The following is a 10,727-nucleotide window of genomic DNA, read 5'->3' as shown; positions in this document are numbered from 1 at the left end:
TGGGGTCGGAATGTACAAAATGATGACCGATGAATATGGCAAACAGTTCCTCTATGATCCAGACAAACAGACCACTTACCCCGTTGTAAAGCCAAGGCCGAGGTATTTGAGGGTGATTTAGAGACACGGCTTCTGCCCTGGGACTTCCTGGGGCAGAATTCATTTGACTGATGCAGGGGTAATGATGGAAGATTTTAAGGCCCGCCATGCCCCTATTCAAGAGTTTCTATTCTTGGGTGCCAGAATTGGTTTGCCAAACACAAATAGCCGGATTATGGAAACGATTATGCTCCAGTGTTAAAGGTAAGCTGATTTTTAGGCCAAGATCACAAAAGAACATGTTTTTCTTGCATAAGTTGGCCGGGTAAGGATATTCTTCAGTTGAATTTTGGCTTTAGATCGTTACACCCAAAACAATAGACAGAATTTGCTTATTTCCATATTTGGGCATTATCTTAAATACGAATAATATAGAATGCAATTAACATTCAGGGAGGACATTATGGTTCAACTTCGCCAAAAAGTAAAAGATGCATCACCAAGTTTTTACCTCACTTTAATAAGTATCATAGCATCTCTTGCTTTTGGTTACTTGTTGTCCAAGATTAAGGATGAATACCTATATGGGAGTGATTGGAGGAGATTTCTTTATTGGTTGAAAGTGCTTCTGTCTTTCCAAGCCATTATTATTACATGGCATGAATACGCTATGAGCACAGTGGCCTTCAAATGGGTCCTGAATTATGTAGACTCCTTAGTTCCCTTTCTTTTTGGAATAACGCTTTTTGGAATAATCGAGAATTTAGCTTGTGAAAGAACGCATGTCTGGTTCTATTTTCTATCTGGTTTTACCCTTATCGCGATTGTCGCCTATAACAATCAATTTCTAAAAACAGAAAGGGAAGATGAAAACGGGCAGATATTATCGATTATGAGATTATATCATCCAATGTGTATCTTTTCATCAATCATTTGCACAATGTTTTTTCCTGTGTTCGGTATTATGTCATTTAAATTTGGACAAATAGAGTTAGTTTCTCTCTCACTATGTGCTGTAACGAATTTAATATTTATTGTATATACAATTCGTTGCGACTTTTGTTGGAAAAGTGCATTTAAACAAAACCCCTATTTGCAATTAGAAATTGAGCCCCAACAATAGCAATTAACACAGAAAGGGGAAAATAATTGTCGTTGATCATGCCGGAGTCATTCAAACCGACCTGCCATATTTTCTATGGTACAAGGGCAATCGAACTCCAGGATGATCTGCCCAAGTGGTCTGGGCACAAAAATCATTCCGAGGTGCTGTGAACTGTTTCATTGATGAAACGGAAAAAATCATTTGAGGAGGGACTGACTGAAAAGAAGTGTGCGCTACTATTCTTTTGGCTGAATAAATAATTCAGGTTTATTTTTTTTAAGCAATCTTTCGAGATTAGGAGGCAACCCTTTTATTCCGTACAGTGTTTTTACTTGGGAAAATTGTTGCTCTGGATTTTTTGAAAATTTTACATATTCGAGACAGGCATTTGAAAGGTTTGCACCACCTATATCTGTATTGGAAAGAATGGCTTCTGTAAGATTTGCATCAGTTAGATTGGCATCTATAAAACTGGCATCTGAAAGGTCGGCACTTAAAAAATTGGCCTTATAAAAATTGCCAGAAAAAGATTCAGCGTTTGTTAAATTAGTATTTATAAGATTTGCATCAATTAGTTTGGCCCCATCAAAATTTGCATTTGAAAGATTTGCATTCATTAGTTTTGCATTTGAAAGATTTGTATTAGAAAAATCGGCATTTGAAAGTTCTGCATTAGAGAGATCAACATTAGAAAGGTCAATATTAGAAAGATTGGCATTACACAATTTGGTTTTCCAAAGTTCTGTCATCATAAGTACAAATTCATCAGCAGAGGCGATTGGTTTGTAACCTATTATTAATTTCTCTTTATTTCTAATGACAAATCGTTTGTAGAAAGCATCGTTTGATAATAGAGATTGTATAATGGGTTTACAAAAATATGACCACGGTGATAATAGCCCTTCCCAGCAAAAATCTACTTTTGGTTCATATGGAATAAGTGTTTGTCCTACTTCCTTTACAATATCAGAATCAAAAATCATTCCAGCGGCTATTTCTGTTGTCAGGGTATTGAACTTAAATTCAGCTCGATCTAATTGTCCTTCATACCGTGCAATAGCAAAACCTAAAAGAGCAAAATAAAGGCTAAAAAACCAGATCCCGATTGTTGCGGGTGGCCTGTAGTTAGGCTTTTCTTTTTCGGCAGCGGAAGGAGGGAAAAACTTATACCATATAGCACGAAAGCCTGATAATTCCATAAAGAAATAGTAGAATATTTTTTTGGGATGTAAGGCAAACCAATATATTTTTTGTAAGCAATAGAAAACAAAAATATATGCTTTTTGCAAACCACATCGAATAATGCTAAAAAAAAGAAGGTCAAGTTTGTTAGTCATTGTTTTGACATTATAATTTTCATATATGGGCGTATAAAATTCAAATAATGAAATGTGTGATTCTGTATATTTTCAATATCCTTTATCGAACGGGAGAACATTCGAAAAATTAGAATAGCAAAAAAATTCTTATCATCATTAGAGATGATTCGCAAAGTTTTCCATTTAAATTTTTTTTAATATAATGCAGGCTGTTAATTTTGGTATCTTTGTGAGGTGCCCACCCTGCCCAGTACCCCCACCACTACCAAAAGCATTGTTGCCCATAACAAAAATAAATCCCCTGAGTACTTCCCCAACTAAAGCTCACCCCTCCAGTACCTTCACCAAAGGATCATCACTTCTCAAAATAGTACCGGAATCTGTTTCTTGGTCAAAAACGATAACGGCCTTGCCAGACCTGAGCTGGGCCATCACCTGGGCAATCTTGGTGCCTAAAGGCATTTCAACCTCACCATAGTCCGTGCCATCCCTGGTTACAAATTCTTCGATGACACCTTGAAGGGCTTCCGGGCTCAATTGGTCCCACGGGATAATTAAAGCCGACATTTTTATTTACCCCGGCTGGTAGTACCAGTCTGATAGTCAACTCTCTCCCGCAGCTCTTTCCCCGGTTTGAAGAAGGGCAATCTTTTGGCAGGTATATGAACCTTTTCCCCTGTTTTGGGGTTTCTGCCGGTATAGCCAGCGTATTCCTTGATGAAGAAAGAACAAAATCCCCGAATTTCAATACGCTCCCCGTTGATCATAGCTTCGGTGAGGCTGTCGAAGAACAGTTTTACCACATCAATGGCTTCCTGCTTACTCAACCCTGTTTTGTCTTTAACGGCCTGAATCAGTTCGAGTTTGTTCATGTGTTGCTCCTGGAAAATGATTTTTGCCAGACGGACTTTTACCGATTTCCGGGGGAATTATCAAGCTCGGAATTAAACCGTCCGTATACGGATACTTCAATGTTTCGCAGCAAAAAAGTGACTTTCTCTATTCGAAAAAAAATTCTAAATTCTTGCCATCGTCCCCATTTTTTGCTGATATTAAATTCAACAAGATGGTTTCATTGATGAAACAATCTTGATAAAGAAATGGTTGAATAGCCGTTAAAAGAAATTTCTACATCTACCCAAACGAAATCTAAATGAAAGGATTCACATGCTTCCAATCAGAAACTTCAGCGACATTATTGGGTTCATGAAGACCTATCAAAGATTGATTGCTCCCCCTTTCAACATAATAATCCTGTACAAAACAGAGCATATGGAATTTAGACAATATATTATTAGACAGTTTGAAAAAATACACCATGAAACACAAAACATATCTTGTATAATTGTCGATACTCCCCCAATAACGTGGACAACAACCAAAGATTACAAGGAGTATTTTGAAATAGTCGGAAACGATTACAAGCCAGCGTTAAATGATTTTGAAGTCGATATGATTTGCAGGTATATGGATATTCCAGCCGAATCATTGCCATGCCTCGTTTGTTTCAAGAACATCGAAAAACACAATTTTAACTGTTTTTCATTTTCCAGCTCCAGTATGGATGAGATTAGGGATTTTTTCGATTCATTCCTCGAAAAAACTTCAATGTATAGCCATCAAGGCAGGGAATATGTCCGTACAATGATAGAGTTGGGTAAAGAATTTCCAAAATGTAGAAAATTTATCGATTGGAATAGAAATAATCCCATTGAAACTCGATTAAGCACAGCCTTAAATGCTATTGAGGATTACCGAAAACCAAGAAAACTGACGCCACCTATTGAAGAAGCTGGTGGTTTCGAGGCCTATGTCCTTGGTGAAGACGCATACGAATTTCAGCCATGCGCCCCACCTGAAATTATTAATAATGAAGAGTTATCTGCGGTAAATGTTCCTGATGCTCCCTCCGAAAATGCCCAAATCACTCCAAAGCAAATGGTAATACAGTGTTGTAGAGCTACAGCACAAAAACTCGTAGATCAAAATCCAGACATTACTTTGCCAGAGATACTCAAAACAGATGAATTTAAAAAGTCTTATGAAGGGAAAGAGGAATATATTCCGGAGAGTGATAGTGGATGGAGAAACTGGCTGAAGGGTATTTATAGTGATAAAAGAGGTCGAAAGAAAGGTTCTTGATTTCCAACACACAATAAAATTTCATTGTGGTTAAACTCCAAATAAACCACAAAATATAAAATCCTCGTTAATTTTAGCGGGGATTTTGTCTTTTTAAACAACCCGTTAGAAAAAACAATCTACAATCAAACTGCTGTGATTTGTTTGTAATTTTTCTCAATACTTTAAAGAGGTACCTTCCATTTATGTTCTCCGCGGAACAAGAACAAAACCCGAAAGGGCCGGCCCTCCAAACATTTTTTTTAAACGGAGGAACAAACATGGAAAACAAAGAACAGAAACTGGAAATGATTAAAATCGAAACCCTGATCAAGGACCCAAACCACCCGAGGAAAGAATCAGGCAACCTGGAATCCTTAATTAAAAGCTTGAGGCATGACGGCCTTCTGACCCCCATCACGGTGGTTAAGGGGGCAGAAGATAAATACCATGTCGTTGACGGCTGGAGACGAGTTGAAGCTCTGAAGGCAATGGGACAGACTGAAGTTGCCTGCATCCTTTACGAAAACCTTAAAGATGCGGACACCGCTCATAAATCCTTCATCTTGAACACGGAACGCAGCCAGCTGAATGAAATTGAAATCGCCCTGCACATGAAAAAAATGCGCGATGATTTTGGCTACTCCTTCCGTGATCTTGAAATCATGGGGTACGGTTCCAGTGCCAATATTTCAAAACAAGTCAAGCTCCTTGATCTGCCCAAAGATGTCCAAGGACAGATTGCATCCGGCAGTCTATCAAAGGCCCATGGTGCAGAGCTTCTGAAACTCGGGGATCTGAAGAAAATGACCCGTATGGCGAAAAGGGCTTGTGATCACGAATGGTCAGCCAATCAACTTCAAAATGCCATTCGTAGACACCTTACACCCAAGGAACCAAGGAAATATGTCGGTAAAAAGGATCTCCCGGTCCAGGTTGTTCCCGGAGTTTATTTTAAAGATTCAAAAGATATGTCAGAGCTTCCTAATGAATCCGTGGGATGCATTTTCACCAGCCCCCCGTATTTTGTGGGAATGGAATATGAAAAAGGCTACACCTTTGAGGAGCACCTGGAGAATATTAAAGCGGTAATGGGAGAGTGCGCCAGAGTAGCTGCCCCCGGTGGGGTTATTGCCCTGAATGTGGATGATATCCATAATTTCAAAGGGAACAGAGGTAACGACAAATATCCTCACGTTAAGCTCATGATTCACAAATATCAGGCTTTTCTGAAAATACACGGCGTTTTCCTGGAAGACAAAATTGTCTGGGTAAAAGATCAGACTCCACATACCAAGGACATGTCTAAGGCGTTTTCTGCGGATACTGTCCACAGCACATATCGACATATCAAGAGACATGACTTTGTTTATATTTTTAGAAAAAAAGGGGAGAGGGTTGCTCCCTCTGAAGAAGCAAGTCTTGCATCTACCCTGACCAAAGAGGAATGGTCCAGATACAGCCCCAGCGTATGGACTATACCAGCGGTCTGGAAAAGCGAAGGGCATCCTACTATTTTCCCCGAGGAACTCGCCCGTCGGGTGATCAAAATGTATTCCTTTGTCGGCGAAACGGTTCTTGACCCCTTCCTTGGCAGTGGGACCACCATTAAAGTGGCCCGGGAACTGGGGCGGGAAGGAATCGGATACGAGCGGGAAGAGGCGCTTTACCGGGATGTTATTGCGGCAAAACTGGAAGGGACCCTTACCAGTGAAGATTCTGAACCCAAGGAAACTTTAACTGAGTACTCAAAAAGACTGCTTGAAGAACTTGAGGCAAACCAGCCTGGAGAGGCCAAAGCAGAGGTAATTATGTCAGATGGGATGGCGGAAGCTGTCGCAGAAATTCTGTCCAAACAAGAAAAAGAACTGGAATACGCCTAACTTTAACCAAGGGAGCGAGGGATTGTGTATCCTTCGCTCCTCTCAAGACGGAGGATTGACAAGTGTCTTCAACTCTATGTGCCCAGACTGTGCCCATGAAAAGACTTTACTCGATCAAAGAGCTTGTCACCCTGATCGGGGCCACCGAATGGTTCTGGCGGAGTCAAATCTGGGATGGTCAACTGCCATATGTCCAGGTTGGCCGAAAACAGTTCGTAGATCACCAGGATGTCGAAACTTTCATAGAAAAAAATAAATTTAAAAATTAAGGAGATACAAAATGTTAAATACCATTATATGTAATTCAGATACAGGTAAAAAAATAAATATAGATCACTCCTGTAATATTAATAGTGTTGAAGAACATATGGCAATTGAAAATTGCTTAGAAGGAATAAAAGAAAGCTATTTTGACGATACAAATAAACCTGCTTTGAATGAAGATGGCGTTTGTTTAATCAATTTAAATGAAAACCAGATTAAACAATATTTATCCGAACTTAAAGAAACCATAGAAGATATGGTTGAAATGAATTCGTTATGTCACCTAATGTCATCGATAATCGGTCATTTGAGTCCAGATCAAAAAGAGATCGCCATGGAAAAAAGTCTCAACTACGATAGCGGACTGGTTGAACTATTTAAACAGCTCGAAACCCTGATTTAAAAGGAATTGTTTTAAATAAAATTCAAGCTAATACCCTGAAGGCGTATGTTTTCAGGGTATTTTTATTTAAACTTGACCAAACAATAATCAAATGGGATTTAAAAAGATGCAATATATGATAGTGCCGCATATGAACTTAGGATATAAAACTGGCACTATCATGTTTGTTTCCATCTTGAGCCCGTCAAGGCACGATGGAGGTATAATATGGGAAGCGTTTATCTGCGCGGAAATGTTTATTGGATTAAGTATTACAGGCAAGGGAAGTGTTATCGGGAAAGTTCCGACAGCACCAAAAAGATGGTAGCCAAAAAACTTTTAAGCAGAAGGGAGGGTGAAATCGCCCAGGGTAAAGTTCCTGGGGTACAGTTTGAAAAGGTTTTATTTGAAGACTTGGCAGAGGCGTTTTTGCGGGATTATCGGATCAACCAAAAGAAATCGCTGGTGAAAGCCGAAAGAAGCGTCAATCATTTGATGAAGATTTTTGAACGGGTTAGTGTTCCGCAGATCACAACCCCGAGAATCAATAAATTCATTGAATACCGTCTTGATGAAGGCGCATCTAACGCAACAGTCAACCGGGAATTGTCAGCCTTGAAACGAATGCTGAATCTGGGAGCACAACAGACCCCGCCGCTTGTTGACAGAGTGCCGCACATATCAATGCTGGAAGAAAACAATGTCCGAACGGGGTTCTTTGAGCATGATGAGTTTCTGGCACTCCGGTCCTGTATGCCTGAATATCTGAAAGGTTTTGTAACTTTTGGCTATAAATCCGGCTGGAGAGTGTCTGAAATCACCGGGCTGAAGTGGTCTAATGTATATTTGGAGAAAAGGGTGGTGTGCCTGGAAATAGGCACAACGAAAAACAAGGAAGGCCGCACTATTTATCTGGATGATGAGCTTTTGGCAATTTTTGATATTCAAAGGAAACTACAGAAAATAGGTGGTCAAATTGTTCCTTATGTTTTCCCAAACAGAAACGGGGATGGGAAAATAAAAGTTTTTAGACGCTCTTGGGTGTCAGCTTGTAAAAAAGCTGGGATACCAAATAAGATTTTTCATGATCTTCGTAGGACTGCCGTTAGAAATATGGTTCGTTCCGGCATCCCGGAAAGGGTGGCAATGATGATTTCGGGCCATAAAACAAGATCCGTATTTGAACGGTACAATATTGTTAGTGAAGAGGACCTTATGATGGCTGCCAGAAAGCAAGAAAAATATCTGGAAAATCAGATGGGCACAATTACGGGCACAGTCACCGATTTACCAATAAAAAAAGCTTCCAGTGAAACCCACTGAAAGCCGCTTTATTCGTAGCTTTTGGATGGTGCCCAGGAACAGAATTGAACTGCTGACACGGGGATTTTCAGTCCCCTGCTCTACCGACTGAGCTACCTGGGCTCATGAGGTATTGGATTTAAACAAAAATTAAGCTTCTGTCAACACTTTTTTAAAAGATGTTGAAAGCTAAAGCCCCGAAAAGAAAAATTTGGGGGCTTTAGCATCTTGGGGATGGGTTCAGGACGATGTTATGGTTTACCCGTGATCCTATTCAATTTTATTCAATTTCAAAACCGCGTTCACCGTGGATGGCATTATCAAGACCGGACCGCTCTTCATCCGGGTCCACCCTGATTCCGCCGGTGAGTGTTTTGGTAATATATATGACGATCAGAGTGGCAATCGCCGCAAAGGCTGCCGTGCCGATGACGGAAATAAGCTGGATCCCCAATTGTTTTGGATTACCGTAAAAAAGCCCGACCGCTCCTTCCGTAACTGTCGGTGTGGCAAAAAGACCTGTGGCCAGGGCACCCCAGATACCGCAAAGCCCATGGATGCCGAAGGCGTCAAGGGAGTCGTCATACCCAAGTTTCTGTTTGATTACGGCTACGCCTATATATCCTAAAACACCGGCAACTGTGCCAATGGCAAATGCGCCACCAAGGGAGACAAATCCCGCTGCCGGTGTGATACCCACTAAACCCGCAACCGCACCGGAGGCAAGTCCGAGAACCGTGGGCTTCCCTGATATCTTCCACTCAGTGAACAACCAGGCAAGTCCTGCAATAGATGCTGCCGTGTTGGTGACCATAAATGCGGATGCTGCTACGCCATCGGCCGCGAGTTCACTGCCCGCATTAAAACCAAACCAGCCAAACCACAGAAGCCCGGCACCCAGTGCAGTAAACGCAACAGAGGAAGGAATCATGGCTTCTTTTCCATAGCCATTGCGTTTGCCTAAGACCAGTGCCAGCACCAGGCCTGATACACCGGCATTGATGTGAACAACGTTACCTCCGGCAAAATCCAGGGCATGTAGGTGATGCATCCACCCCCCGCCCCATGCCCAGTTGCATACAGGTGTATAAACAAATGTAATCCACAGGATGGTAAACAGTATCCAGGAAGAAAATTTCATTCTGTCCACCACAGAACCCAGCACGATGGCAATGGAAATGCAAGCAAAAGTCATCTGGAACAGAACAAAAATTATGGTGGGAATGGAACCTGATACAGAATGAATGTCAATGCCGGATAAAAACAGATGACTCAGATTGCCGATAAGAAGAGAGTCGCTTTCTCCAAAGGCCAGCGAATATCCCCAGGCCACCCAAACCACAGATGCCAGACAATAGGCCACAAGCGTCATGGCAATGGTGTTCAGCAGATTTTTATATCGTGACATACCGCCATAGAACAGGGCCAAGCCGGCCGGCGTCATCATCATGACAAGGGCCGTGGACATGATTACCCATGCGGTGTTTCCGGTATCAATGGTGCCTTCTCCGGCAAGGGCCGGGCATACATTGAACATGATCAAGACAATGGTAAGTATACAGTGTTTGAACATCATATTTTCCTCATTTCTGGTTAAATAAGATAATGGTTAATTCCCAAAAGAATAATTTTTTTTGCAACCACTTATCAATCAACAAATTTGTTCTTAACAATTAGCAAATGTTATACCAAATATATTTTACCGAGTGATAGATCTGGGGCAATATATTGAAATTAAAAGAAAAAATATCAGATTTTGTTTCTTACAAAATATCTTGAAAAATAGGAAATTTTTCTTAATCCACAAAAATGTCGAATTAAACATCAAACTATGGTACAAAAATGTTGTTTTTTACCAACACACCTTAAGTGTTTCTATATATCTCAAATTTCGAACTGGATGTGGGGGCTATTATAAATTTTGAAAAAAATAGGCGGAACATGAAACTACATAATTGTGATCTTTTGTTATATGCGACACGCCTGGCTGACGGTTAAGGCATGTGACCGAAATAACTTAACCCGGGAGGATTTAGCAAAATAAGCAAGTTATTTAAGACCGGCTCCTAAGCATGTTGATCAACTGTCGGCAGTTATTTGGCGCCTGCCCCCTGAGGTGATTGTTGAAAAAAACGGCACCTATGTCTGCGGCAGGGCCAAGGGTGTTGGATATGGTTGCGACAACAGACTTTAGCTCGGCGTCACTGTAATTGTAGTCAAATTGTTTCTGCATGTTGCCGGAGCGCCACCCCTGGCTGTTCCTGCCGTGCAGCCGCAGGTAGAAAAGCCGGGGATTGGTAACAATATCCAGT

General features: G+C 41.0%; 11 protein-coding genes and 1 tRNA gene. 6 read left to right on the top strand and 6 right to left on the bottom strand.

The window, feature by feature from the left end:
- Positions 1-502 precede the first annotated feature (502 nt).
- A complete protein-coding gene (locus tag AB7U36_RS10770; protein ID WP_428159778.1) occupies positions 503-1,162 on the top strand; it encodes a hypothetical protein in 660 nt (219 codons plus the stop codon).
- Between the two features lie 218 nt (positions 1,163-1,380).
- Here the strand turns inward: AB7U36_RS10770 and AB7U36_RS10765 are convergent, their stop codons facing one another.
- The 3 genes from AB7U36_RS10765 to AB7U36_RS10755 all read right to left on the bottom strand — a co-directional run bounded on the left by AB7U36_RS10765 (position 1,381) and on the right by AB7U36_RS10755 (position 3,335).
- Positions 1,381-2,481 (bottom strand): pentapeptide repeat-containing protein, encoded by a 1,101-nt coding sequence (locus AB7U36_RS10765; RefSeq protein WP_428159777.1) that lies wholly within the window; start codon positions 2,479-2,481, stop codon positions 1,381-1,383.
- A 306-nt stretch (positions 2,482-2,787) separates the two neighbouring features.
- Positions 2,788-3,030 carry a YheU family protein gene (locus tag AB7U36_RS10760; protein WP_428159776.1) on the bottom strand — a complete coding sequence of 81 codons (243 nt, stop codon included), beginning with the start codon at positions 3,028-3,030 and terminating at the stop codon, positions 2,788-2,790.
- A 2-nt stretch (positions 3,031-3,032) separates the two neighbouring features.
- Positions 3,033-3,335: an HU family DNA-binding protein gene (locus tag AB7U36_RS10755; protein WP_428159775.1), complete on the bottom strand. Its 303-nt coding sequence runs from the start codon at positions 3,333-3,335 to the stop codon at positions 3,033-3,035.
- Between the two features lie 295 nt (positions 3,336-3,630).
- Here AB7U36_RS10755 and AB7U36_RS10750 point away from each other — a divergent pair, with 295 nt between their 5' ends.
- From AB7U36_RS10750 to AB7U36_RS10730, 5 genes are all read left to right on the top strand, one after another.
- Entirely contained in the window at positions 3,631-4,605 is a 975-nt protein-coding gene (locus AB7U36_RS10750) for a hypothetical protein (protein ID WP_428159774.1), read from the top strand.
- 260 nt (positions 4,606-4,865) lie between these two features.
- Entirely contained in the window at positions 4,866-6,467 is a 1,602-nt protein-coding gene (locus AB7U36_RS10745; protein ID WP_428159773.1) for a DNA methyltransferase, read from the top strand.
- Positions 6,468-6,529: 62 nt separating this feature from the next.
- The gene (locus AB7U36_RS10740; protein ID WP_428159772.1) at positions 6,530-6,736 is read left to right on the top strand and encodes a DNA-binding protein; all 207 of its coding nucleotides are present in this window, start codon (positions 6,530-6,532) and stop codon (positions 6,734-6,736) included.
- Between the two features lie 11 nt (positions 6,737-6,747).
- Positions 6,748-7,134 (top strand): hypothetical protein, encoded by a 387-nt coding sequence (locus AB7U36_RS10735; RefSeq protein ID WP_428159771.1) that lies wholly within the window; start codon positions 6,748-6,750, stop codon positions 7,132-7,134.
- 207 nt (positions 7,135-7,341) lie between these two features.
- The gene (locus AB7U36_RS10730) at positions 7,342-8,436 is read left to right on the top strand and encodes a tyrosine-type recombinase/integrase (protein ID WP_428159770.1); all 1,095 of its coding nucleotides are present in this window, start codon (positions 7,342-7,344) and stop codon (positions 8,434-8,436) included.
- A 26-nt stretch (positions 8,437-8,462) separates the two neighbouring features.
- Here the strand turns inward: AB7U36_RS10730 and AB7U36_RS10725 are convergent.
- The 3 genes from AB7U36_RS10725 to AB7U36_RS10715 all read right to left on the bottom strand — a co-directional run.
- A tRNA-Phe gene (locus AB7U36_RS10725) sits at positions 8,463-8,538 on the bottom strand.
- 157 nt (positions 8,539-8,695) lie between these two features.
- Positions 8,696-9,991: an ammonium transporter gene (locus tag AB7U36_RS10720; RefSeq protein ID WP_004071425.1), complete on the bottom strand. Its 1,296-nt coding sequence runs from the start codon at positions 9,989-9,991 to the stop codon at positions 8,696-8,698.
- 477 nt (positions 9,992-10,468) lie between these two features.
- On the bottom strand, positions 10,469-10,727 hold a 259-nt coding region (locus AB7U36_RS10715; RefSeq protein WP_428159769.1), incomplete at its 5' end, for a DUF72 domain-containing protein.

Source organism: Desulfobacter sp. (genome assembly GCF_050177295.1).
Note: the sequence above shows the minus strand (reverse complement) of the source record. Positions and strands in the feature narration are given on the sequence as shown.